The sequence below is a fragment of the Marinobacter sp. genome, assembly GCF_965229985.1.
Classification (GTDB): domain Bacteria; phylum Pseudomonadota; class Gammaproteobacteria; order Pseudomonadales; family Oleiphilaceae; genus Marinobacter.
Window position 1 is genome coordinate 2,628,945 of record NZ_OZ245935.1, and the last position, 23,632, is coordinate 2,652,576.

21 protein-coding genes are annotated in these 23,632 nt (G+C 59.1%); 8 read left to right on the plus strand and 13 right to left on the minus strand.

Annotation, left to right across the window (positions count from 1 at the left end):
* Position 1 precedes the first annotated feature (1 nt).
* The 6 genes from gntR to ACO06L_RS12150 all read right to left on the minus strand — a co-directional run bounded on the left by gntR (position 2) and on the right by ACO06L_RS12150 (position 5,475).
* Positions 2-1,000: a gluconate operon transcriptional repressor GntR gene (gntR, locus tag ACO06L_RS12125; protein ID WP_064229781.1), complete on the minus strand. Its 999-nt coding sequence runs from the start codon at positions 998-1,000 to the stop codon at positions 2-4.
* Positions 1,001-1,519, minus strand: a complete 519-nt coding sequence (locus ACO06L_RS12130; protein WP_064229780.1) for a gluconokinase — start codon at positions 1,517-1,519, stop codon at positions 1,001-1,003. It lies immediately after the preceding gene.
* A 1-nt stretch (position 1,520) separates the two neighbouring features.
* The gene (locus ACO06L_RS12135; RefSeq protein WP_053113177.1) at positions 1,521-2,837 is read right to left on the minus strand and encodes a TRAP transporter large permease; all 1,317 of its coding nucleotides are present in this window, start codon (positions 2,835-2,837) and stop codon (positions 1,521-1,523) included.
* A complete protein-coding gene (locus ACO06L_RS12140) occupies positions 2,830-3,432 on the minus strand; it encodes a TRAP transporter small permease subunit (RefSeq protein WP_202346017.1) in 603 nt (200 codons plus the stop codon). Before ACO06L_RS12140 ends, ACO06L_RS12135 begins: the two co-directional genes overlap by 8 nt.
* A 61-nt stretch (positions 3,433-3,493) precedes the next feature.
* Positions 3,494-4,504 carry a TRAP transporter substrate-binding protein gene (locus ACO06L_RS12145; RefSeq protein WP_202346018.1) on the minus strand — a complete coding sequence of 337 codons (1,011 nt, stop codon included), beginning with the start codon at positions 4,502-4,504 and terminating at the stop codon, positions 3,494-3,496.
* A 290-nt stretch (positions 4,505-4,794) separates the two neighbouring features.
* Entirely contained in the window at positions 4,795-5,475 is a 681-nt protein-coding gene (locus tag ACO06L_RS12150; RefSeq protein ID WP_064229778.1) for a TetR/AcrR family transcriptional regulator, read from the minus strand.
* Between the two features lie 192 nt (positions 5,476-5,667).
* On the opposite strand from ACO06L_RS12150, the gene ACO06L_RS12155 reads away from it, so the two are divergent.
* The 4 genes from ACO06L_RS12155 (at position 5,668) to coaD (ending at position 10,299) form a co-directional block, all read left to right on the plus strand.
* Positions 5,668-7,113 (plus strand): coniferyl aldehyde dehydrogenase, encoded by a 1,446-nt coding sequence (locus ACO06L_RS12155; protein ID WP_064229777.1) that lies wholly within the window; start codon positions 5,668-5,670, stop codon positions 7,111-7,113.
* A gap of 182 nt (positions 7,114-7,295) precedes the next feature.
* Positions 7,296-7,931 (plus strand): hypothetical protein, encoded by a 636-nt coding sequence (locus tag ACO06L_RS12160; RefSeq protein ID WP_202346019.1) that lies wholly within the window; start codon positions 7,296-7,298, stop codon positions 7,929-7,931.
* A 27-nt stretch (positions 7,932-7,958) separates the two neighbouring features.
* Entirely contained in the window at positions 7,959-9,560 is a 1,602-nt protein-coding gene (locus ACO06L_RS12165; protein WP_202346020.1) for a GMC family oxidoreductase, read from the plus strand.
* A 262-nt stretch (positions 9,561-9,822) separates the two neighbouring features.
* Positions 9,823-10,299 (plus strand): pantetheine-phosphate adenylyltransferase, encoded by a 477-nt coding sequence (coaD, locus tag ACO06L_RS12170; RefSeq protein ID WP_008173494.1) that lies wholly within the window; start codon positions 9,823-9,825, stop codon positions 10,297-10,299.
* A gap of 59 nt (positions 10,300-10,358) precedes the next feature.
* Here the strand turns inward: coaD and ACO06L_RS12175 are convergent, their stop codons facing one another.
* From ACO06L_RS12175 to ACO06L_RS12195, 5 genes are all read right to left on the minus strand, one after another.
* On the minus strand, positions 10,359-11,648 hold the full coding sequence (locus ACO06L_RS12175; RefSeq protein WP_202346021.1) for a DUF945 family protein: 1,290 nt from the start codon (positions 11,646-11,648) through the stop codon (positions 10,359-10,361).
* 21 nt (positions 11,649-11,669) lie between these two features.
* A complete protein-coding gene (ppk1, locus tag ACO06L_RS12180) occupies positions 11,670-13,811 on the minus strand; it encodes a polyphosphate kinase 1 (protein WP_202346022.1) in 2,142 nt (713 codons plus the stop codon).
* 51 nt (positions 13,812-13,862) lie between these two features.
* Positions 13,863-14,882 carry a porphobilinogen synthase gene (gene hemB, locus ACO06L_RS12185; protein ID WP_202346023.1) on the minus strand — a complete coding sequence of 340 codons (1,020 nt, stop codon included), beginning with the start codon at positions 14,880-14,882 and terminating at the stop codon, positions 13,863-13,865.
* A gap of 141 nt (positions 14,883-15,023) precedes the next feature.
* Positions 15,024-15,977 (minus strand): lipase secretion chaperone, encoded by a 954-nt coding sequence (locus ACO06L_RS12190; protein ID WP_227715758.1) that lies wholly within the window; start codon positions 15,975-15,977, stop codon positions 15,024-15,026.
* A 227-nt stretch (positions 15,978-16,204) separates the two neighbouring features.
* The gene (locus tag ACO06L_RS12195; RefSeq protein WP_064229770.1) at positions 16,205-16,426 is read right to left on the minus strand and encodes a hypothetical protein; all 222 of its coding nucleotides are present in this window, start codon (positions 16,424-16,426) and stop codon (positions 16,205-16,207) included.
* Positions 16,427-16,698: 272 nt separating this feature from the next.
* Between ACO06L_RS12195 and ACO06L_RS12200 the strand changes: the two genes are divergently transcribed.
* The 4 genes from ACO06L_RS12200 (at position 16,699) to panP (ending at position 21,392) form a co-directional block, all read left to right on the plus strand.
* On the plus strand, positions 16,699-17,331 hold the full coding sequence (locus ACO06L_RS12200; RefSeq protein WP_202346025.1) for a TetR/AcrR family transcriptional regulator: 633 nt from the start codon (positions 16,699-16,701) through the stop codon (positions 17,329-17,331).
* 2 nt (positions 17,332-17,333) lie between these two features.
* Positions 17,334-19,034 (plus strand): isovaleryl-CoA dehydrogenase, encoded by a 1,701-nt coding sequence (locus ACO06L_RS12205; RefSeq protein ID WP_202346026.1) that lies wholly within the window; start codon positions 17,334-17,336, stop codon positions 19,032-19,034.
* Between the two features lie 142 nt (positions 19,035-19,176).
* The gene (locus tag ACO06L_RS12210; protein WP_202346027.1) at positions 19,177-19,521 is read left to right on the plus strand and encodes a DUF503 domain-containing protein; all 345 of its coding nucleotides are present in this window, start codon (positions 19,177-19,179) and stop codon (positions 19,519-19,521) included.
* A 194-nt stretch (positions 19,522-19,715) separates the two neighbouring features.
* A complete protein-coding gene (gene panP, locus ACO06L_RS12215) occupies positions 19,716-21,392 on the plus strand; it encodes a pyridoxal-dependent aspartate 1-decarboxylase PanP (protein WP_202346028.1) in 1,677 nt (558 codons plus the stop codon).
* A gap of 187 nt (positions 21,393-21,579) precedes the next feature.
* On the opposite strand, the gene ACO06L_RS12220 is transcribed toward panP, so the two are convergent.
* The gene (locus tag ACO06L_RS12220; protein ID WP_069182143.1) at positions 21,580-21,846 is read right to left on the minus strand and encodes a hypothetical protein; all 267 of its coding nucleotides are present in this window, start codon (positions 21,844-21,846) and stop codon (positions 21,580-21,582) included.
* 89 nt (positions 21,847-21,935) lie between these two features.
* Entirely contained in the window at positions 21,936-23,495 is a 1,560-nt protein-coding gene (locus ACO06L_RS12225) for an inorganic phosphate transporter (protein ID WP_064229765.1), read from the minus strand.
* Between the last annotated feature and the right edge of the window lie 137 nt (positions 23,496-23,632).

Below are 23,632 nucleotides of genomic sequence, written 5' to 3' on the forward strand. Positions count from 1 at the left end.
ATTACAGGGTGCCACCGCACTCGATCCGGTAACCGAGGTCAATCACCTGTTGGTCCATGGTCGCGCCGGACAGGCGAGCGATCAGGGCCTCAGCTGCCTTCTGGCCCACCTGCTCACGTGGTGTAATGACACTGGCCAGCGTCGGCACCATGACCTGGCCAACGTCGTGGCCGTGGAAGCCTGCTATCGCAATCTGACCCGGCACTTCGATACCCTGCCGCTGGCACTCGAAGAACGCGCCTATTGCCACGTCGTCGTTGGTGCAAAAGATCGCGTCAGTGTCCGGCGCTTCGATGAGTATGCGTTGCAGCAATGTGGCGCCGACACTGAATGATGAGCGCTGTTCACTACGCAGGGTAACGGGAATCAGCCCCTGCTCCTCCATGGCACGGGTGTAACCTTCCTGTCGCTGCAACGTGCGGGCATCCAGCCGAACAGCCAGGTACACCACATGGCGGCGACCGCGACGAATCATCTCACGCACCATGTCATAGGCCGCTCGAACATTGTCAAAGCCCACAGCCTGCTCGAAGGGCGGCGTGTGGGTGTCCATGATTTCCACCGTGGGCACGCCCGCAGTCCCCAGCATTCGCAGGGTACGGTCGGTGTGCTGGCTTTCCGACAGGATCACGCCATCGACGTTATAGGACAGCAGCGAGGCCAGACTACGCTCTTCCACCTCGCGGCTGTAGCCGTAGTGGGCCAGCATCAGGTGGTAGCCCGCCGGTTCGGTGACTGATTCGATCCCTTTGATGACATCGGCGAAGACCTGGTTGGTCAGCGATGGCAGCAGCACACCGATTGCGTGGCTGGTGGATTTGGATAGCAGATCCGGCGCTCTGTTCGGGATGTAACCGAGCGCCTCGGCCTCGGCGAAAATCCGCTCACGCATGTGTTCAGACACATTATCGCCGCCCCGCAGGCATCGGCTCACGGTCATTTTCGTGGCACCGACCCTATCGGCAATATCCTGCAGTGTTGGGCGCTTCTTTTTAACCATTCAGTTCTTTCGCTTCGGGTCAGGTGTACTCAGCACTGCCAGGCAGCGCTCAACAATCCGGTCGGGCGGTTCGCAGACGTCCACGACAATGACCCCTTCCCCGGGCTCCGGCTCCTCCAGTGTGCGAAACTGACTTTCGAGCATGGAACGACCATTGAAGTAGTGATCTTCCCGACTGGAATGCCGGGACCAGATGGTTTCCATGTCGCCCTTGAGATAGACAAACTGCAGTGACGGATTACCCGCCCTCAGCCGGTCACGGTAAGCCCGTTTGAGCGCGGAACATGCCAGCACCAGGCCGCCGTGCTCATGCTTGACCAGCCCCGCCAGATCATCCAGCCAACCGCTGCGATCGGCATCGGTCAGCGGCACACCGCTGGCCATTTTCGCCACGTTGGCCGGGCTGTGAAAGTCGTCGGCGTCGAAAAACGGCACCTGAAGGCGTTTCGCCAGCCGGGTACCAATCAGGCTTTTGCCGCACCCGGACACACCCATGATGATTATTTTACGGACACTCATATCACTGCCACCACAAGGCCAGTTGCGGGAATGCGATCAACAGGGCCAGAGCAACAATCTGCAAGGCAATAAACGGCAATAGTGACCGGAAAATTTCGCCGAGAGTGATGTCCTTGGGCGTAACCGTTTTCAGATAGAACGCGGCCGGGCCAAAGGGCGGTGACAGGAAGGATACCTGCATATTCATGCAGAACACCACACCGAACCAGATCGGGCTGTAGCCCAGTTCCGTGACAATGGGCACGAAAATCGGCATGGTCAGCAGAGCTACCCCGACCCAGTCCAGGAACATGCCCAGAATCAGAAGAATAAACATCATGAACAGTATGGTGGTCAGCCCATCGCCGCCACTGACTGCAAAAACCATCTCGCGGACGAACTCGATACCGCCCATCAGGTTGTAGACGCCAACAAGAGCGGTGGCGCCGATGCCGATCCAGATGATCATGCCACACACCCGCAGGGTACTGATGGTGGCCTTGCGCACCATAGCCAGAGACAGTTCGCCCCGGATCCAGGTACTGATGGCAATGCCCAGCACACCCAGGGCCGATGCTTCGGTAACTGACGCCACGCCGCCATAGATGCTGCCCAACACGACCACCACCGACAGAATCGGGAACAGCAGGGCCTTGAAGAAGTTCGGCGCCGGGGTGTCCGGCTGGTCCTGGTCGGAGGGGATGGGGGCCATCTCCGGCTTCAGCCAGACCCTGACCAGCACGTAGCCCATGTAGAGTAGCGCCAGGATCAGCGCGGGCAGGAACGCGCCCTTGAACAGGTCACCAATGGAGACGTTTGCGGTCAGGCCATAAATGATCAGGACAATGCTCGGCGGCAACATGGTGCCCAGCGCACCACCGGCACAGGTGGTGCCAATCGCCAGCTTGCGATCGTAACCCAGACGCAGCATCTGCGGCAGCGCCAGGATGCCGAGCAACACGGTTTCGCCACCGATCACCCCCGACATGGAAGCAAGGATCACCGCTACCACCAGGGTCTGGAGGGCGACGCCACCGCGCAACTTGCGGCCAAAGCGAGCCATGGCATCAAACAGATCCCGGGCAATACCGGAATGATCCAGTAGCGACGCCATCAACACGAACATCGGTACCGCCAGGAAAACGTAGTTACCGATAAAGCTGTAAAGACGACTGCTGACAATCGGCAGCGCGTCCGGGCCAAACCAGCCCAGGGCAAAGACCAGGGCCACCAGGCCGGTGGCAAAGGCCAGCTGCATGCCGGTCAGCAACAGTACGATCAGCATCACCAGCATCAGCAGGCTGCCGTAGCCAATTCCGAGGGAAGCAAGCTCAAACATTGTCTTTCTCCCCGGCCGGTGCCGGACCACGCAGATCACGAATCAGGTGCAGGACAAACTGGAGGGTCATGACAGCAATCGCCACCAGAATGATCACCTTCAGAAAGGCGGGAAAAGGCGGATTCCAGGCCGACCCGGAAGTCTCCAGGCGCCAGCCGCCCCAGGGTGCCCAGACAGCGCCCCTGGCCATGAACCAGCTGGCATAGAGCAGCATCGAACAGAACGCCAGCCCGAACAGATGGTGAACCACCCGCAGCCAACGCTGAACGGCCGGGGACACGGCGTCGTAGATCAGCACAATACGCACGTGGCGATCGGTGGCCAGGGCATAGAGCCCACCCAGCACGAACAGGGTGGCACCAGCGAAGGTCACCGTTTCATGCACCCAGAGCGTCGGCGAACCGAACACATATCGGCGGACAATCTCGTAGAAAGACACCAGAACAATCAACGCGAACACAAGGCTCAGCTTTTTTCCCAGCCAGACAATGGCGCGGTCAAGGCGGGTAAATCCGATATCCTCGTCGGTTTCGGGCAGCAGATCACCCTGGCCCGGAGTGCTCTCCGGCCCGGAGGAAAGGTTTGCAGTAGACATAATCAACTCCGCGCACCGGGCAGGCCTTGCCCGCCCGGTTACTGGTTACGGGGCATCGCCTTCAGAGCAGGCCCTGGGATTCCAGATAGCCGGTTACCGACTGATAGACTTTCTCGGCATTGGGGGATTGCTCGGCGTATTTCTTCCACTGGTCCCGGGCAATGGTGCGGAACTTCCGGCGCTCTTCCGCCGACCAGTCATGAACGGTGATATCAGGGTTGTCACGGGCTTCCCTGACGGCCTTCTTGTCCGCCATGGCCAGCTGGGTACTGATATCCTGGGCGAAGTCCCGGGCCGAGACAGTCATGATTGTCTGAATGTCCTCGGGAAGCTTTTCCCAATCTTCCAGGTTCATGGCAATTTCGATCAGCGGCAGGGAGTGGAAGCCCGGGTACACCGGATGCGGGGCAATCTCGTGCAAACCGGCTTCGTGGTTGGTGGAAAACACCGTGTAGTCGGCAGCATCAATAACACCCTTGCTCAGTGCGGTGTATACCTCGGAACCTGGCAGGTTCACTGGCGCTGCCCCGGCGGCGGCAAACACCGACTGCACCAGACCTTCCGGTGCACGCATCTTGAGGCCTTTGAGGTCCTCCACACCGTCCAGCGGTTTCTTCGAAACAAACGACTCCAGGCCAGTGCCTCCACCGCCAACAAACTTCACGCCATAGGGTGCATAGAGCTCGTTCATCAGCTCATAGCCACCGCCATAATTGATGTAATCGATGAGCTGGTCCGGGCTGGACCAGGCGCCCACGGTATTGCCAATTAGCCCGAACGCGGGATCCTTGCCGGAAAAATAACCGGTAACCGATACATGGCCATCCAGGACACCCATATTCATGGCTCCGAGAGTTTCGGTATGGCTTACCACACTGCCCACGGGCAGCAGATCAATGGCAACACGGCCACCGGTCATTTCTTCGACGCGGTCAGCCCATTGTTGCTGAATCTCGAAGTTCTTGACGCCAGAGGGATCGGAGGACTGGAACTTGAAGGTGTAGTCCGCCGCGAAGGCGTTAAAGGCAAGTGCAGCTGACAGTAGGCCAGCCGCGAGTCGGGTCGGGAACATAATCGCGTCTCCTGATTGTTTTTGTGCCGGCATATGTTACCGGTAACATGAGAAGCGTATCGAATTCGGAAACCACTTACAAGGGTGTTTTTTGAACAGGAAACAGCAGGGAATAAAAAACCGGCCTGCCAGATAGCAGACCGGTGAAACGTCAGGGTTTGCGACGTGCTAAAACCTGAGATCGCACTCAGGAGACGCAAGGAATGTCCGAATTCCCAACGTCACCTTTGTGAGTCCGGTATTCGATAAAAGTTCCGGGGCAGATCATTTTTTGATCAGATTTTCGGGTTTCACTTACACAGGGTCGCGTTCAGATCGTCCCTGTCGTGCAATGCTGGCCGATACTTCTCTCTCAGAGCCATCACACGCTCACGATACGCTGGCGTCAGGTAGGGAATTTCCAGGGTGAGCACCTGGTAGATGCCCTGCTTCAGTTCGGTAAGCGTGAGGCAGGCAGATTCCTCGGCCGCATGGGCCGTTTTCAGGAACGCCATCCAGTTGGTAATCACCAGCCACACATTCAATGACATGGCCGATCTCAGGTCTTCTTCCTGGGGTTCAATAATGCCCGCTTCCGCCAGCTTCTCGAAGATGCGACTGATTGATGCCAGGCAGCGGTTGGTGAAATCACGATAGTCCTGCCGCAGCCTCTGGTCGCTGTCCAGAAGGTACTCGAGGTCCCGGTGGAAGAACCGGTAACTCCAGAGACCGTCAAAGACCGACTCCAGATAGAAGGTCATGTCGTCCAGGGTCATAGCCCGGTCTTCCGGAATATCCAGATAGAAATCCACCAGTTTTTCGTATTCCAGGAAGATCTCGTAAATGATGTCGGACTTGTTGCGGAAGTGGTAATAGAGGTTGCCCGGCGAGATGGCCAGGTGTGCCGCAATGTGATTGGTGGTGACGTTGCGCTCGCCCCGTTCATTGAACAGCTCCAGGCTGGAGAGCAGTATCTTGTCTCTTGTCTTCATAGACCCGTCGGCGTTTGTTGTTGTAGAGCTCACAGATGGCCTGATTCGCCATCCGCCTCCGCTTGACTCACTAGAGTATATACTCTAATAATACCCTCAGACGCAAATTGAACACTTTTTCGCCAGTCGTTCAATAACGGAAATAACAGGCCGCCGACGGACTCTGATCGGGGCCAAAGAGGAGAAAGCATCATGGGAGCCACTGTCGTCCAGCTCACCGAGAGCAAGAAGCAGATCCAGCACACCCACCGTGTGTTTGAGGACCAGAAAAAGGCGTTTCGCAACAATCCCATGCCCTCCCTGGCCGAGCGGCAGGAGAATCTGAAACGCCTCAAACGGGTGCTGCTGGGCAACCAGGATCGGCTGCTGGAAGCCATTGATCGCGATTTCAGCTGCCGCTCGAAAGACGAATCCCTGATTGCCGAGGTCATGCCGTCGATCCAGGGCATCAACTACACTCTGAAAAACCTCAGCGGCTGGATGAAGCCATCTAAACGCCACGTATCGGTGCTGTTCCAGCCCGCCAGCAACAAGGTTCACTATCAGCCCAAAGGTGTGGTGGGTGTAATCGTGCCCTGGAACTACCCCTTGTATCTGGCGGTAGGCCCGCTGGTCGCATCCCTGGCCGCGGGCAACCGGACCATGATCAAGATGTCGGAGTACACACCCCATACCTCAGCCCTGTTCAAGGAACTGATCGAAGCCAGCTTCCCGGAAGACCTGGTCTCGGTGATCAATGGCGAGGCCGACGTGGCGGCAGACTTCTCTTCGCGGCCGTTTGACCACCTGCTATTCACCGGCTCCACGTCGGTAGGCAAGCTGGTCATGAAGGCGGCGGCAGAGAACCTGACACCGGTCACCCTGGAGCTGGGAGGTAAGTCCCCGGCCGTGGTCTCGCCGGACGTGCCAATGGAAGACGCCGCCCAGCGCATTGCCTTCGGCAAGGCGTTCAACGCTGGCCAGACCTGCGTGGCGCCAGATTACGTGCTGTGCCCCGCCGACCGGGTACAATCGTTTGTTGACGAGTTCCGCGCCCGCTTTTCCGAGATGTATCCAAGCCTGCGGGACAACGACGATTTCACTGCCATCATCAATGAGCGGCAATACGATCGACTGCAGGGTTACCTTGAGGACGCCCGGCAGAAAGGCGCCGAACTGGTGGAGATCAACCCGGCCCGGGAAAGTCTCAAGGATGGCACCCGCAAGATCCCTCTGACGCTGGTTCTGAAAACCACGCCAGACATGAAGGTGATGCAGGATGAGATCTTTGGTCCGATTCTGCCGGTCGTCAGTTATGGCGGGCTGGACGAAGCCATCCATTACATCAACGACCGCCCGAGGCCGCTGGCCCTGTATTTCTTCGGTTACGACAAGACCCAGCAGCAGCATGTGGTGGATAACACCCACTCTGGTGGCATGTGTATCAATGATTCGCTGATGCACGTGGCCCAAGACGATCTGCCATTCGGTGGTATCGGCGATTCCGGCATGGGGCACTACCATGGCCGCGAAGGGTTCCTGACCTTCTCCCATCACCGGGCGATTTTCACCAAGCAGAAGTTCAACAGCGGCAAGTTTGTCTATGCGCCCCACGGGACGACTGCGCACAAATTGGTTTATAAATTCTTTATCCGCTAAATCCTTTGCCTTCGGTCCTCGGGGCCGGCTGAGGCGGGTAGGGGCTTTCGGGACACGCCGTGGATACGTCCATGTAGGCTTGAGCAAAACATCCCTGTTTTGCACAGTCCCGCAACCCCCTACCCGCCTCAGCCGATCAAGCTTTTTGCAGGCACCAAAATAAAATAATAAGAGACGGATCCATGAATGATCATCCAACTTCTTCCCATTCTCGTGATTTCACAAACATCGACCGCCGAAGCTTTCTGAAAACCGGTCTGGGCGGTGCCCTCTTCCTGGGTACTGTCAGTGTCACCGCAGGGCTGAGTGGTTGTGCCACCGAGCCGGCAGGTCGGCTGAGTGCCGTTGGCACCCGGATGGACGCCAGCTACCAATTCCGGTTTTTGAACGAGGATGACATTGCCCTGTTTGAGGCCCTGCTGCCCGCCATGATTGGCCCGGGCTTGCCAGAGCAACCCCAGGCCAGAAACATGGCGATTGCCGGGACCATTGAACGTATTGATGCCGGCATCCACAAGTTCGGACCGGCCAACCAGAAGGAACTTCGGCAACTCTTTGATCTGCTGAACTTCGGGCTTACCCGGGTGACCGTAGCCCGGGTCTGGTCCAGCTGGCCGAACGTAACCACAGGGGAAGCGGATGCGTTTCTGGAGCGCTGGCGCACCAGCCGCATCGGGCTGTTCAACAATGGCTACATTGCCCTGACCAAGATCAGCAACGTGGCGTTTTACGGCTATCGGGACTTCTGGCACCTGTCCGGCTATCCCGGGCCGCCGCAATATGCAGTCGACGCCTTGCCACAATTCCAAAACGCCTGATTACCAGCTGATCTGACGGAGCCAAGCATGTCATTAACCGATCGTATTGCCCGGGGCCTGGAATCGGGCTGGAAAGTCACCGATGGTGCCCACCTGACGGAAAGCCTGACCACGGAAGCCGACGTTGTTGTTATCGGAACCGGCGCCGGTGGCGGCACCACCGCCGAGATTCTGGCCCGCAGCGGTTTGTCCGTAATCCTCGTTGAAGAGGGCCGGTTGTATTACCAGAAAGACTTCAAGATGGACGAGCAAACCTCCTATGCCAACCTCTATCAGGAAGGCATGAGTCGGGTAACCCGGGACGGGGCGATCGCCATCTTGCAGGGCCGCTGCGTGGGCGGCTCCACCACCGTGAACTGGACCAGCAGTTTCCGCACACCGGCGCCGACCCTGAAATACTGGGCCGACCAGTTCGGACTGGAAGAACTCCGGCCAGACGCCATGGCGCCCTGGTTCGATGGCCGGGAAGAACGGCATTCCATGTCGCCCTGGCAGGCAGATCCCAACGTCAACAATGACATCTTGCGCCAGGGCTGCGAGAAACTGGGCTACAGCTGGCAGATCATTCCCCGCAACGTCAAAGGCTGCTGGAACCTGGGCTATTGCGGCGTCGGCTGCCCGACCAACGCAAAACAGGGCGCCCTGATGACCACCATCCCGGGCGCGCTCGATAACAACGCCCGGTTATTCCACAGCCTACGCGCCGACCGCCTGGTCATGAAACAGGACCAGATCGACCACCTGGAAGCATCTGCGTTTGCCGATGACGGCGTCACCCCAACCGGAATCAAGGTCAACCTCAAAGCCAGACACTTCGTGGTCGCCGCCAGCGCCATCGGCAGCCCCGGCCTTCTGCTCCGCTCCGACATCCCGGATCCACACCAGCGGATCGGCAAGCGCTCGTTCATCCACCCGGTCAACGCCACCGTCGCCCAGATGCCTCAGCGTGTCGATCCATTCTATGGCGCGCCTCAGTCCATCTACTCTGACGAATTCAACTTCCGCAACGGCGTCGACGGCCCGGTTGGCTACAAACTCGAGGTACCACCGCTGCACCCGGGCATGTCCAGCGGCGTCATCCCCGGCCACGGCGAAACCCAGATCAACAACATGGCCGGCCTGCCCCACATGCAGTCCGTCATCGCCCTGCTCCGGGACGGCTTCCACCCCGAAAGCCCCGGTGGAACCGTCTCCCTCCGCGACGACGGCAGCCCGGTACTGGACTACCCGGTCACCGACTACCTCTGGACCGGCATCCGCGAAGCCTTCCACACCATGGCCGAAATCCAGTTCGCCGCCGGCGCCGACAAAGTCCGCCTGATGCACCTGGATTCCGACTGGTACACCAACTGGGCCGACGCCAAAGCCGCCATCAACCAAGTACCCATGGCACCCCACCGGGTCCGGTTGTTCACCGCCCACCAGATGGGCGGCTGCGCCATGGGCAGCAATCCGCAAAACTCGGTCGTCAACGGCTTTGGTGAACACCACCACGTTGGCAACCTCAGCGTCCACGATGCTTCGATCTTCCCGACCAGCATCGGGGCAAACCCGCAGCTGTCGGTGTATGCCCTGGCGGCACGCAACAGTAGTCGGTTAGCGCAAAAACTCTCGCAAACCGCCAGTTAGCAGTGCCCGCTGATGAAGGCCCGGTTTCCGTCGGGGATGCTTACGCGGGACTAGACAGGCTGGCTGGAAGGGCTTGTCCGGGAATGTGAGAAGCCATGGATGGCTTCGCTCAAGCGCACAGGGATGTGCTCGTAGCGTTTCCCGGACAAGCCCTTCCAGTCGGCCCAGCACATAGCCGACATGCACTGCCTGAAGCCCCGGACGCCTACAGAGTCTCCGAAAATGCTGCTATCCTAGGCGCTTGCAAAGAAAGGAGCTGCGCATGTCCAAAGTCATCTACCCGGGCACCTTCGATCCCATCACCAACGGCCACACCGACCTGATCGAACGTGCCGGCAGAATGTTTGATGAAATCGTCGTTGCCATCGCCTACAACCCCAAGAAACAGCCACTTCTCGATCTGGAAGAACGCTGCGAACTGGTCCGCCAGGCGACCGCGCACCTCCCCAATGTCAGCGTCACCGGCTTCAGCAACCTGCTGGCCGATTTCGTCCGTGAACAGGGCGCCACTGTGATCCTCCGCGGCCTTCGTGCGGTTTCTGATTTCGAATACGAGTTCCAGCTGGCCGACATGAACCGCCGGCTCGCGCCCGAAGTGGAAAGCGTTTTCCTGACACCGGCCAATCACCTGTCCTACATCTCCTCCACCCTGATTCGGGAAATCGCCTCCCTGGGCGGCGACGTTTCGGAATTTGTCGATCCAGCGGTAGAGGCTGCCCTGAAAAAGAAGTTCAGCTGAACCTGTTGCCACAAAAAAGCCCCGATCAACGGGGCTTTTTTGTGGCAGTAAACCAGGCTTCAGAGCAACGGGGGCAAAGGGATTTCCACCCCGTTCACGTCCAGCATCAGGTCTTTCATACTGGCATCAAGCACCAGCCGATCACCTTGCTGAACCAGCAATCCCTGTTTGATCAGAGGCGCAAGCTGCAGCTGGAATTCGGGATACTCCTCCGCGAGCGCAAGTGGCAGGCTGAGATCCATTTCGCCGGTCAGCCGCTGCATCACCATCAGCATCTCGCCCTTCTGATCCGCTGTCAGCTCCGGATGGGAAATCCGGGCACTGCCTTCAACCACACCTTCCGGGGTGGTGACGGTCAGTTCCGGGAAACCAATCGAAAAGCCAGCAGCGGCGAGGTCACGCAGGGCCGTGTTTACCTGCTGCATCGCAGCCATCTGCTGTTCGAACTGCTGAGGACCTCCCGAGGCCTGGCTGAGGGCCAGGGTCTGCAGCGATGACAGGCTCTCGGTAAGCCCACTCCAGGCCGCCACATCCAGCCCTGACAATGCGAACACCAGTCGCTGCGGTCCGTATTGTTCATCGGCCGTTGAAACGCCGCCAACCTCGAATGCCATCCGCGAATCCAGACGCTCGCCATCATTGACTGACTCACTGCTGCTACGCACCGAAATCTCCTTGAGCGTAAAGGCCGCGTCCGCAGTCGGTGTCACAGCAACCGAGTCCACCACAATCTCGCCAGAGCCGGTCCAGACCTCACCCGTGAGATGGCTCATGGTCTGCTCGAGGCGGAAGTCACTAACCCGAATATCCACATCCGGACCAGACAGGGTTAAGGCCGGCCAGACCATCAGGGCATCCGCGTGCGAGCCTGCATCACTGATCTCAACTCTTGCCAGACCGCCACTCGAAGCGAGGGTTTCCCCAGTATCCGCGTCAGTTACGCTCATCTGGGGCGCTTCGAGCTCAAGTACTGCAGTGCCCCAGAGTCGGGTTTCCAGGGTCAGTCTTGGCTTCTCGCCGGAAGACCAGTCCAGATCCCCTGAAGACCAGCCTCCCTCGGGCTCAAAATCCATCAGGCTGCCGGTTACCCCATGGGTCACCGTGGCACGATAGGCAAACTGCCGGGATTCTCCGGTTTCCGGGTTCCTCAGGTTGACCGAACCATTGAAGCGGGCACCGAGAATGCCCCTCTGGTAGTTATCAGTTTCCATACGAAGGAACGGTTGGGCACTGTTCACCTCCTCCGTTGCCTGCTGCCACTGCTGTTCAGTGACGTACCCTACGACCCAGGGCAGGCCACCGGCCACAGCCAGCACACCGGCGCCAGCAATCATCCATTTGGCATTCAAACGCGTTCTCCAGTTCAGGAATCAGGTCTTTCCGGTCAGCCTTTCCAGCAATACCAGCTGGGAGGCCAGGCGTTCTTCGTCGTCACCGGGCTGGTTCTGGATATAGCTGCCGTCCGGTTGCAGTACCCAGGACTGGCAGTTATCGGCCAGGTAGGTATCCAGATCTTCCCTGACCCTGGCAGCCAGCTCAGGATCATCCAGGGGAAAAGCGGTTTCAACCCGGCTAAGCAGGTTCCGCTCCATGCCATCGGCGCTGGAACAATACACATCCGGGCGGCCGTTATTGCCGAAGTAGTAGACCCGGGTATGCTCAAGGAAACGTCCGATGATGGACCTTACCCGAATATTCTCGGAGAGGCCCGGCACTTCCGGACGCAGGCAGCAGATACCGCGGATAATCAGATCGATTTTCACACCCGCCTGGGAGGCCCGGTAAAGCGCCTTGATCAGCTGGATCTCGGTGAGCGCATTGAACTTGAGGATAATCCGGCCTTTCTCGCCATAGCCGGCTTCGCGCTCAATCAGGCTGAGCAGACGCGAGTGCAGGGTGAATGGCGAATGGAAAAGTTTTTTGATCTTCAGAGCCTTGCCCATGCCCGTCAGCTGCTGGAACAGCTTGTTGACGTCGTCGCCGATGGACTCGTCACAGGTCATGAAACTGTAATCGGTATAAAGGCGGGCATTACCGGCGTGATAGTTACCGGTGCCCAGGTGGACATAACGACGCAGCCGCCCCTCTTCGCGACGGACAATCAGGATCATCTTGGCGTGGGTCTTGTACCCGACCACGCCGTACACCACGATCACCCCGGCCTCCTGCAGCCGGCTGGCCAGCTCCAGGTTTTCAGCCTCGCTGAAACGGGCCCGAAGCTCGATAACGGCAGTAACCTCTTTACCACGGCGTGCGGCATCTGCCAGGGCTTCCACGATTTCCGAATCTGCCCCGGTACGGTAGAGGGTCTGTCGAATTGCCAGAACCTGGGGATCCTTGGCGGCCTGACGCAGCAGATCGACCACCGGACTGAAATTCTCATAGGGATGCAGCAGCAGGATCGGGCGCTTGCGGATTGCGTCGAACATCGACTCCTTGCTGCGGATCTGCTTGGGAATCGATGGCGAAAAGCCGGAATAGGTCAGATCCGGCCGGTCCACCAGCCCACCGACCGCCATCAGCCGGGTCAGGTTGACCGGGCCATGCACCTGGTAAAGATCCCGCTCAGTCAGGCCGAACTCCTTGAGCAGGAACTGCACCAGTTCTTCCGGGCAGTTGTCAGCAACCTCAAGACGCACCCCATCACCAAATCGGCGGCTGAGCAGCTCACCACGAAGGGCCGAGGCCAGGTCTTCCAGGTCGTCCTCAAGCTCAAGGTCAGCATTTCTGGTCAGCCGGAACTGATAGCAGCCTTTCACCTCCATGCCGGGGAAAAGTTCATCGGCGTGGGCGTGGATCATAGACGACAGGAAAACGAGGTTCTCGCCACCGTTGCAGACATCATCAGGCAGCCGCACCAGACGCGGAAGGGAGCGGGGAGCCGGCACAATCGCCATGCCGGTTTCCCGGCCGAAGGCATCCTTGCCATCCAGTTCAACAATAAAGTTCAGGCTCTTGTTGACCAGGCGTGGAAACGGATGTGACGGATCCAGTCCGATGGGGCTGACCACCGGCAGGATTTCCTCTTCAAAATAGGTTCGCACCCACTCCGCCTGCTCCGGCGTCCACTCCCGACGACGGACGAAATGAATGTTCTCCTGCTCCATCTCGGGAATCAGCACATTGTTCAGTATGTCGTACTGTTCGCGGATGTACTCGTGGGCAACACGGCTGATTTCCGCCAGGGCCTGGTCCGGCATCATGCCATCGGCACCAACCGTTTCGCGGCCGTATTTCATCTGCTGCCGCAGACCTGCCACGCGGATCTCGAAGAACTCGTCCATGTTGCTGCTGAAGATGCAGCAGAAAATCAGACGGTTGATCAACGGGTGGGTCGTATCCAGCGCCTGCTTGAGTACCCGGTAATTAAACTGCAGCTGGCTCAGTTCCCGGTTAAAGTAATTTTCATTGGCATCCAGGTTGATCTCCTCACCAACCGGAGGCACATCTACCGGCGCAGGCACACTCCGGTCATCCCCTGCCGTCTGATTCTTCGCCGTTTCCGTTGTCATGGTTCCTCGATTCCAGTGTGTTCGCCACTACCGGCGAATGATTTGCTTGGCTTATCCGTGCCGCTGATCCCGCATCAATCGCGCCGCGCGCACGGCAAAGTAGGTCAGAATACCGTCGGCTCCGGCTCTACGCATGGCCATCAGGCTTTCCATCATCACCGCATCGCCGTCCAGCCAGCCATTCTGGGCCGCAGCCATGTGCATCGCGTACTCGCCGCTGACCTGGTAAACGAATGTCGGTACCCGCAATTCCGTCTTCACCCGGTGCACGATATCGAGATACGGCATACCGGGCTTGATCATCACCATGTCCGCGCCTTCGGCCAGGTCCATCGAGACCTCATGCAATGCTTCGTCACTGTTGGCCGGATCCATCTGGTAGGTGGCCTTGTTCCCCTTGCCGAGATTGGCGGCCGAGCCCACCGCGTCGCGAAAAGGCCCGTAATAGCTTGATGCGTACTTGGCAGAATAGGCCAGGATCCGCGTGTTCACATGGCCACCGTTCTCCAGGGCTTCGCGAATGGCACCAATTCGCCCATCCATCATGTCTGACGGTGCCACCACATCGGCGCCGGCGTCGGCATGGGAAAGCGCCTGATTGACCAGCGCCTCGACGGTGACGTCATTGAGAACATAGCCGTCGTTGTCGATGATGCCGTCCTGGCCATGGGTGGTGAACGGGTCCAGCGCCACGTCTGTAATCACACCCAGTTCCGGCTGGTTTTTTTTCAGAGCGCGAACCGCTCTCTGTGCCAGACCGTCCGAATCCCAGGCCCCGGAGCCGGACAGGTTCTTCTTCTCAGCCGGCACCACCGGAAACAGGGCAATGGCCGGGATACCCAATTCCACCAGCTCCGCGGCCTGTTCCACCAGAAGATCAATGCTCAGACGCTCCACCCCCGGCATCGAAGGCACCTTTTCCCGCTGGCCCTCACCCTCCAGCACGAACACCGGATAGATCAGGTTGTCCGGCGTGAGCTGGTTTTCCCGAACAAGGCGACGGGAGAACTCACTGGCCCGGTTACGGCGCAGACGGGTGGCGGGAAAAGCACGGGGAGTCGGAATCGGCACTGACAACCTCCTGAATGGCTGAACAAAAAGTCTGATGGACCGTCGCGGCATTCGCCGGGCGCCCTTTGCGCCATCATACACGGCCGACGCCGCTGGTTGCAGACTCCCTCAGCAGGATAAAGCGATTAAATGACAGGCTGATTACCGGATCGAATCCAGCGCCTGGGCACGAATCCGTTCGGTTTCATTGAAGTGGCTGGCTCTGAGCCGCTCCAGCGCTTCCCGGCGCTCCGGCTCGGCCAGCCCAGAGGACAACAACCGGTCCCGCTCGCTGGCGTAGGCCTGCCAACGGCGATCCCAGGCCTTTTGCTCCTGATCAAGCCGGGCCAGCCTTTCCGCCGCGGCCTCACCAAAAGCCTCCTGACGCCAGGCCGCAAGCGCCCCGGGATCATCTGCCAGCGCCCGGCGTACCTGTTCATAGTCCGCAAACCGGCGGGTTTCCTCCCTGGCCTTCCGGAGAGGTTCCGGCAGAGAAGACTCGGCCTGGCGCAAAGCCTCGGCCTTCTGCTCGTCGGTCAGACTGTCGTCGCTTGTGATCCTGAGTTTTTCAATCTGGAAACGGTCCACCGCCTCATCGTCGGCAAAGAAAGCGTCGGCAGTGTCAGCATCCAGCCAGGTCCGGCGCAGGGCCTGGATTTCTGCCATCCTCCGTTGCATTTCCCTGGCGCCAAGTCCGGACACCTCTCCGTAGCTCTGTTCCAGATCAGAAACAGCCAGTTTGTATTCCAGGTAGTTTCCCAGGGTTGCCAGGGCCTGGGATCTCGCCGGCTCTTCCAGGGCCGACAGAGCCGTCTCAATACGCGCCACCAACTGATGCAGCGATTCCTCTCCCAGAGCTGACAGGAAATACTCGAACAGCTGCCGAAGATGGGGGGTCGGAATGAGATTGCCGAGCCGGTCCGTCCGGGCCCAACCGTCCGGGACCGACGTGCCTGCCAGCGAGGCCGGCAACTGCTCGGGAATACGGACTGAAGAGGCGTTGTTGACGAGGTCGGACGGTGCCGCAGCGCCCTCATCCTGGCTTACGGATATCGGGGGCTCGTCAACAGGCGCCGAAGCAACCGGGTCGTCAACGGCGACCGGGTCTGCAGTCATCCTCCAGAAGCTGCCGACAGCTGCTATGATCAGTAGCAAAACAAGGAAAAGACGGATGCGAGGCTTCATTACCAAAGAGGTGTCCGGATTATCGGGTGACTGGCGATTTGCCCAGGCTAACGGCGCAAAATGATAATGAAAGAGGATAAACGACGCTGACAGGTCATACCGAGACAGGGATCAAAAACGGAGCCGGGGCGGAGTGCCCCGGACTGCCGCCTTTACGTTCAGAGGGAGCGGTTGTTAAAACCCACTTCCACCTTGCGCGGTGTATCAGAACGGAAGGAAGTATCCACTTCCTGGATCTTTCCGCCCTGGCTCAGGAACGCTTCAATGTCTGCCTGCAACTGTGCACGAACGCGGGCACGGCCGGCTATGGAATGGTTGTCGTCACTGTCGCTGGTCCAGCTTCCGGACTGCTCCAGGTTGCTTTCGTCGAATTCACTCATAATCTTTTCTCCATCAACGAAAACAGATGGTCGAGTGCTGCGACCCCACAGGGAACCTCACTCCGTATCGACGAACGACCGCCTGCGGCTTCGTCTTGGCGTCTTTATAATCTGCTTTTTGTGACCACGCTATTTACTGGCAACGACTTTTTTGTAAATTTTTGTAACGAACAACAAGCAATTGAATTGCATGCGGAAATTTTATATTCGTCTGTGGCTCAAAAAATTGACACAAAGAATGAATAATGATTCACTACTTATAGGGAGCCGGAATGGCCTATCGAGAAACAGAGAAAATGCGCCAGCGTAAGGCCGAGGCGCGAAAACGGATCGTGGACTGCACCTATCAGTGCGTGGCCGAGGGCGGTTTCAGAAGCGCGCGGGTGACCCGTATCGCCGGCTTGGCCGGCGTTGCCACAGGAACTATCTACCGGCATTTCGAGTCCAGAGAAGACCTGTTCGCCGAAATTTTCCGACTGGCGACCCAACGGGAAGTCGACAAGGTCGCCGAGGCCCTCGCATCCGGCGGAAACGGCGCCGAACGGCTGGAGCGGGCGCTCAGACAATTTGCCGAGCGGGCGCTGAAAGGCCCGCAAATGGCCTGGTCACTGATCGCCGAGCCGGTGGACCCAAAAGTGGAAGAGGAACGACTGGCGTATCGCAAGGCCTACGCCAACCTGTTCGAGAAAGCGATCCGCGAGGGCATTGACGAAGGGTGCATCCCGGATCAGGACGCTCGCCAGAGCAGTACATGCCTGGTCGGCGCCATCGCGGAAAGCCTGGTTGGTCCACTGTCACCAACACAGACCAGCCAGGAAAACAGCGCAACAGAAGACAACAATGACCCGCTGGTCAATTCCATCATCCGCTTTTGTATGCAGGGGTTAACCGGCACCAGGAGGTAGCTATGAACGCGCCGCAGCCCCGGCCAGAGATGCCATCAAACGACCAGGAAGACCGCTACCTGGCCACCACCCACGAGGTCTTCAATCAGCCGCCGGCCCTGGAGAACTACAATCTGTTCGAGCAGGACATTGCCCTGCAGGAAGCCGCCCTGCGGGAAGGTGCCGGTAAAGCCGCCGAGGACCTCAAGGCATTCGGAGCTCTCGCAGGGGCCGCCGAAACCATTGACCTGGGGTTTCGCGCCAACGCCAACAAACCGGTGTTCAATACCCACGACCGGTACGGCCACCGCATTGATGAAGTGGACTTCCATCCGGCCTATCACGAGCTGATGCGGATTGCCTTCGACAACGGCCTGCACAGCAGCCCCTGGAGCCATCCCTGCCAGGGCGCACACGTTGCCCGTGCTGCCAAGTACTACATGCACTCCCAGGTGGAAGCTGCCCACTGCTGCCCGGTCACCATGACCTTCGCGGCCATTCCTTCTATCCGGAAACAGCCGGAGCTGGCGGCGGACTGGGAAGCTCGCATCCTGGCCGACAGCTACGACGCGCGCAACCTGCCGGACAGCCAGAAAAGCTCGGTCACCATTGGCATGGCCATGACTGAAAAACAGGGTGGCAGCGACGTTCGCGCCAACAGCACCAGAGCCTATCCGGTCGGCGCGGGAGGCCCCGGCCAGGCCTATGAGTTGGTAGGCCACAAATGGTTCGTCTCTGCCCCCATGTGCGACGCCTTCCTGGTACTGGCTCAGACACAGGCAGGACTTTCGTGCTTCCTGATGCCCCGCTGGCGTCCGGACGGCACCAAGAACCCCTGGCAGGTCCAGCGCCTGAAGAACAAGATGGGCAACGTCGCCAACGCCTCCAGCGAAGCCGAACTGCGCGGTGCCCTTGCCTGGATGGTTGGCGAAGAAGGCCGCGGTGTGCCCACCATCATTGAAATGGTGGCCATGACCCGCTTCGACTGCATGATCGGAAGCTCCGCCGGCATGCGTCAGGCCATCGCCCAGGCCAGTCATCACTGCCGTCACCGCAGCGCCTTCGGCGCCCGCCTGATCGATCAGCCTCTGATGCAGAATGTCCTGGCCGACCTGGCCCTGGAAAGCGAGGCGGCACTGGCCTACACCATGCGCATTGCCCGCGCCCTGGACAACCAGGACAAGGAGCACGAACGCCTGCTGGCGCGCCTGGCCACCCCTGTCGGCAAATACTGGATCTGCAAACGCACGCCGAACCACGCCTACGAAGCCATGGAGTGCATCGGCGGCAGCGGCGTAATGGAAGACTGCATCATGCCCCGGCTGTTCCGGGAATCACCGGTCAATGCCATCTGGGAAGGCAGCGGCAACGTCCAGTGCCTGGACACCCTGCGCGCCCTGCAAAAAGAGCCGGAAACCCTCGACGCCTTCTTCAAAGAGGCCGCCGAAGCCAAAGGAGCCGACCGCCGCTTCGACCAGTTCCTGGCTCAGCTGCAACACGACTTCGCCGACATCAGCGATTTCCAGTACCGCGCCCGCAACCTGGTCGACCGCATGGCCCTGGCCCTGCAGGGCTCACTGCTGCTCCGCCACTCGGATGCCGCCGTCGCCGACGCCTTCTGCGCCTCGAGACTCCAGTCCAATGGCGGTATGAACTACGGCAACCTGCCCTCGGGCACCGATCCGGCAGCCATTATCAAACGGGCAGCGCCTGTAGTAGGGTAAGTGGTTGCTGTTATCCAGATCTGTCGGATTACGCCTTTGGCTAATCCGACCTACGGTTAACTTTTACCCGGACAGTAGGTCGGATTAGGCGAAGCCGTAATCCGACATCTTTTCGGCCCATTTCAAGCCTGGCGAACCAAACATGTCAGAAGCCCTGAGAAAACTCCTGAGGGAAGGCCAAGCGCCCCAGCAGCCGGTTATCACGCCCCACGTGGGCGTACTGACCCTGCACTTCCAGCTCTATGGCTGCGACGACCTCAAAGCCAAGCGCAAAGTCTTCACCGCCCTGAAGGCCGTCTGGGGCAAAGAACCCGATCTCGCGGTAGCCGAAACCGCCGACCAGGAGGCCCTCGACTGCGCCACCTGGACCATTGCCGCCCTGGGCACCTCCTCCCAGCAGATTACCCAGCGTCTGGACCAGATCGAAAAAGCCATCGAAGAACGCGTGGATGCTGCCATACTGGATATACACCGGGAAATACTCTGACCGGGAAGCAATAACCTGAGCAGCGGCCGTGTGGCGTAACCTGTCGCCACGCCGTATACTACGCCCCCTCAGGGATGCCAGTGCGCCTGCCAGAAGCAGGTGACCAGAAACCAATGCCGGACATGAATGCCGGCCGTATCCGCAGGGCATCCGGAACCGGCCCTTCGGATGACCACTGAATGTGAGTGGCGCCTATGACCGGAAAGAAGAAATCCGCACAGGCCTCGGTAGAGGCCATGTATCGCGTGTTCACGGTGCCCGAGGCACCGGAATCCACGCTGAGCCGGATTGACCAGAACATCTCCCGCAATCTTGCAGGCTTCCTGCAGGAACACATTGTTGCGGTTGAACGGGACCTCTCGGATGTGGAGAAAGACTTCTCCGACTACAGCATTCCCGAGAAGCCCGTCTTCGTATCTGAACAGGCCCAGTTCCTGCTCGACAAACTGGTGGCCAATTCCGTTCACACCGCCTCTCCGGCCTTTATCGGGCACATGACCTCAGCGCTGCCGTACTTCATGCTGCCGCTGTCGAAGATCATGATTGCCCTGAACCAGAACCTGGTCAAAACCGAAACCTCCAAGGCGTTCACGCCCATGGAGCGCCAGGTACTGGGCATGATCCACCGCCTGGTGTATCAGGAAGACGGCGCCTTCTACCGCAAGTGGATGCACGACCCCCGTTATGCCTTGGGTGCCATGTGCTCCGGCGGCACCGTCGCAAACCTGACCGCCCTGTGGGTCGCCCGCAACCGGGCGTTCCCGGCTGAAGGCAGCTTCCGGGGCCTGCACCAGGAAGGCCTGTTCCGGGCGCTGAAATACTACGGCTACGAAGGCGCCGCCATCGTCGTTTCGCGGCGCGGCCACTATTCCCTGCGCAAAGCCGCCGACGTGCTCGGCCTGGGCCGCGAATCCCTGATACCGGTGGACACCGACGACGAAAACCGCATCAACACCGACGCCCTGCGGGACAAGTGCCTGGAATTGCAGCGCCAGAAAATCAAGGTCATGGCCATCTGCGGTGTGGCCGGCACCACCGAAACCGGCAACGTCGACCCCCTGGACGCCATGGCCGACATCGCCCGGGAATTCGGCGCCCACTTCCACGTGGATGCCGCCTGGGGCGGGCCCACACTGTTCTCCCGCACCTACAAACACCTGCTGCGGGGCATCGAGAAGGCCGACTCCGTCACTTTCGACGCCCACAAACAGCTCTACGTACCCATGGGCGTGGGCCTCGTGGTATTCCGCGACCCGAGCCTGGCCAGCGCCGTTGAACACCACGCCCAGTACATCATCCGCAAGGGCTCCCGGGATCTTGGCAGCACCACCCTGGAAGGCTCACGGCCCGGCATGTCCATGCTGATCCACTCCGGCCTGAAAATCCTGGCCCGGGAAGGCTACGAGATCCTGATAGACCAGGGCATCGACAAGGCCAAAACCTTCGCGGAAATGATCGAAGCAGAACCGGATTTCGAGCTGGTTACCAAGCCCGAACTGAACATCCTGACCTACCGCTACTGCCCGGAAAACGTCCAGGAAGCTCTGGCAATTGCCGATCCCCTGCAGGCGGAAAAGCTCAACACCTGCCTGAACCGGATCACCAAGTTCATCCAGAAAACCCAGCGGGAACGGGGCAAGGCGTTCGTGTCACGGACCCGGTTGGAGCCGGCCCGTTACTTCAACTTCCCGTGCATCGTGTTCCGGGTGGTACTGGCTAACCCGTTGACCACCAGGGAAATCCTGGCAGACATCCTTTCGGAACAGAGAGAATTATCACGGGATGAGGGTATCGAGGATGAGATCAGCATCCTGCACCAGATGGCGGATGCAGTCCTGAAGCAGGCTACGCCAAACGCGAGACAGGCCTGAAGGGCCCAAAAGACTTAGCCATGACCATTTTTGGCCACAACCATGGCTCAGGTGAGCCGGGCGGGGGATGGTTCAAAAACTGTGCGGAGCCAGGGATGGCGGAGCCAAGCGTACAGGGACGTATTCACAGCGTGTTTTTGAACCATCCCCCGCCCGGCTCGCTTCTCCCAAGCCTGCAGACAAGGCCTTAGTAAAGCGCCTCTTCATCATCCAGAACATCGTGGATGATATCCAGGAACATCTTGTCCGCCTCACTCCAGTTCTCCGGAATCCGGATATTGGTGCTGGCACTGATCTCCTGTGCAATCAGCTCCTCGGCGTTCGGCTGACCACGATGCTTGCGGGCGATCTCCATGGATTTAACGGCAATGGTCGGATCGCTCAGAACCTTCTTGATAAAGGTCCTCAGCTCATCAATCATCTTCGCCTGACGGCTTTCAACGGATGAACTCATACTTCACTCCATGGACAATTAGGCTTGAGGGGTGAGCCACCCCTTTTTAAAGATAGTATGACCAAACTCGGTTTATACAACCAGCCCGGTCAGATCAACAAGCCCCGGAGCGTAAAGAACAGGATCGCGGCCATGATGGCAGACGCCGGTACCGTGATGATCCATGCCGCCGCAATGCGCACCAGGTGCGAACGTTTCACCATTTCTTCCCGGTAGATCTTCTTCAGGCGCTTGCGCTCGGACTTGGACAAAGGCACCTGCTTTTTCTTCTTGGCCTGCTTGAGAAGGTTCTCCATCTCCTCCACCGAGGCATTACGAAAATCATCCAGGAAGGGTTTGAGACGCTCCTGCTCGGCGGGGTCGTGGTGCTCCATGATCTTGTGCAGCTGGGTCGCATAGTTGGACTTCAGGTACTCCCGGAGGAAGCCAACGCCGAACACGCCGCCTATGGCGATATGGGTGGAGCTGACCGGCAAGCCCAGCTGGGACGCGAGGATCACCGTAAGCGCAGCCGACAGGGCGATACAGAATGCCCGGGTCTTGTCCAGTTCGGTGATTTCACTGCCAACGGTCTTGATCAGGCGTGGCCCGAACAGCATGAGGCCAACGGCCAGGCCCAGGGCACCCACCATCATTACCCACATCGGGATGCTGGCAGACGTCACCACAGAATTCGCGGACAGGGCATCGTTAATTGCCGCCAGGGGACCGATGGCGTTGGCGACGTCATTGGCACCGTGAGCAAAACTCAGCAGGGCGGCAGCAAAGATCAACGGCCAGGTAAACAGGGTATTCACGCCTGCCGAGCTGTTTTCCATGGTCGATGCCATGCGGCCCACCAGGGTGCGCATGACGAAGAACACCACCGCAGCCGCGGCAAGACCGATCAGCGTCGCCTCAAGAAAATCGACTTTGACGATTTTCTTCACACCCTTGATCATCAGATAGGTTCCGAAAGCCCAGGCCATGATTGCCACCAGCCAGGGAACAAAGGTCCTCGCCGCCGGAATGACCTCTTTCCGATAGAGCACAGTCTTCTTGATCGCAAACAGGAACAGGGCTGCCAGAGCACCGCCAAGCACCGGCGAAATCACCCAGCTGGCGGCAATCTTGCCCATCACCGCCCAGTCAGCAATCCCCCAGCCGCCCGCAGCGATACCGGCGCCAAGAACGCCACCAACGATGGAATGGGTTGTAGACACAGGCGCGCCCATCCAGGTGGCCAGATTCAGCCAGAGGGCGCCAGCCAGGAGAGCGGCGGTCATCAGCCACACGAACGCCCTGCTCTCTTCCAGATTGGAGGGATCAATGATGCCACCCTTGATGGTGGAGACCACATCACCGCCGGCGATGATCGCGCCGCCGGCCTCGAAAACGGCTGCGATGAGAACAGCAGCACCCAGGGACAGGGCACCAGAACCCACCGCTGGCCCCACGTTGTTGGCAACGTCATTGGCGCCAATGTTGATCGCCATGTACCCGCCAATCACCGCGGCGGCCATCAGCAACATACTGTTGGGCATTCCCTGGCTGAATGATCCGACAGTCAGCCACACGCCAAGTAAGAAAAGCAGGCTGATGCCGACCCTGTATCGTTCCGTGGTAGGGCTGGTGAGAAGGGTATCCAGGAATCCGCTCGAACGGGCCATAACAGATCAGGTCTCGTTTAGTCTGTGAGGATTGGGGGCGAACACTTTCGCGCGGCAACTATAATTTTTTTGACATGAAAATGAAATAAAACGGTCACAATTCACACAGACTAAACACATCACAGACTCGAGTGCAA

Excerpts from the sequence above, each read along its gene's own strand:
- gntR (WP_064229781.1), bottom strand. The coding sequence starts at position 1,000 with ATGGTTAAAAAGAAGCGCCCAACACTGCAGGATATTGCCGATAGGGTC.
- ACO06L_RS12130 (WP_064229780.1), bottom strand. The coding sequence starts at position 1,519 with ATGAGTGTCCGTAAAATAATCATCATGGGTGTGTCCGGGTGCGGCAAA.
- ACO06L_RS12135 (WP_053113177.1), bottom strand. The coding sequence starts at position 2,837 with ATGTTTGAGCTTGCTTCCCTCGGAATTGGCTACGGCAGCCTGCTGATG.
- ACO06L_RS12140 (WP_202346017.1), bottom strand. The coding sequence starts at position 3,432 with ATGTCTACTGCAAACCTTTCCTCCGGGCCGGAGAGCACTCCGGGCCAG.
- ACO06L_RS12145 (WP_202346018.1), bottom strand. The coding sequence starts at position 4,504 with ATGTTCCCGACCCGACTCGCGGCTGGCCTACTGTCAGCTGCACTTGCC.
- ACO06L_RS12150 (WP_064229778.1), bottom strand. The coding sequence starts at position 5,475 with ATGAAGACAAGAGACAAGATACTGCTCTCCAGCCTGGAGCTGTTCAAT.
- ACO06L_RS12155 (WP_064229777.1), top strand. The coding sequence starts at position 5,668 with ATGGGAGCCACTGTCGTCCAGCTCACCGAGAGCAAGAAGCAGATCCAG.
- ACO06L_RS12160 (WP_202346019.1), top strand. The coding sequence starts at position 7,296 with ATGAATGATCATCCAACTTCTTCCCATTCTCGTGATTTCACAAACATC.
- ACO06L_RS12165 (WP_202346020.1), top strand. The coding sequence starts at position 7,959 with ATGTCATTAACCGATCGTATTGCCCGGGGCCTGGAATCGGGCTGGAAA.
- coaD (WP_008173494.1), top strand. The coding sequence starts at position 9,823 with ATGTCCAAAGTCATCTACCCGGGCACCTTCGATCCCATCACCAACGGC.
- ppk1 (WP_202346022.1), bottom strand. The coding sequence starts at position 13,811 with ATGACAACGGAAACGGCGAAGAATCAGACGGCAGGGGATGACCGGAGT.
- ACO06L_RS12190 (WP_227715758.1), bottom strand. The coding sequence starts at position 15,977 with ATGACTGCAGACCCGGTCGCCGTTGACGACCCGGTTGCTTCGGCGCCT.
- ACO06L_RS12195 (WP_064229770.1), bottom strand. The coding sequence starts at position 16,426 with ATGAGTGAATTCGACGAAAGCAACCTGGAGCAGTCCGGAAGCTGGACC.
- ACO06L_RS12200 (WP_202346025.1), top strand. The coding sequence starts at position 16,699 with ATGGCCTATCGAGAAACAGAGAAAATGCGCCAGCGTAAGGCCGAGGCG.
- ACO06L_RS12205 (WP_202346026.1), top strand. The coding sequence starts at position 17,334 with ATGAACGCGCCGCAGCCCCGGCCAGAGATGCCATCAAACGACCAGGAA.
- ACO06L_RS12210 (WP_202346027.1), top strand. The coding sequence starts at position 19,177 with ATGTCAGAAGCCCTGAGAAAACTCCTGAGGGAAGGCCAAGCGCCCCAG.
- panP (WP_202346028.1), top strand. The coding sequence starts at position 19,716 with ATGACCGGAAAGAAGAAATCCGCACAGGCCTCGGTAGAGGCCATGTAT.
- ACO06L_RS12220 (WP_069182143.1), bottom strand. The coding sequence starts at position 21,846 with ATGAGTTCATCCGTTGAAAGCCGTCAGGCGAAGATGATTGATGAGCTG.
- ACO06L_RS12225 (WP_064229765.1), bottom strand. The coding sequence starts at position 23,495 with ATGGCCCGTTCGAGCGGATTCCTGGATACCCTTCTCACCAGCCCTACC.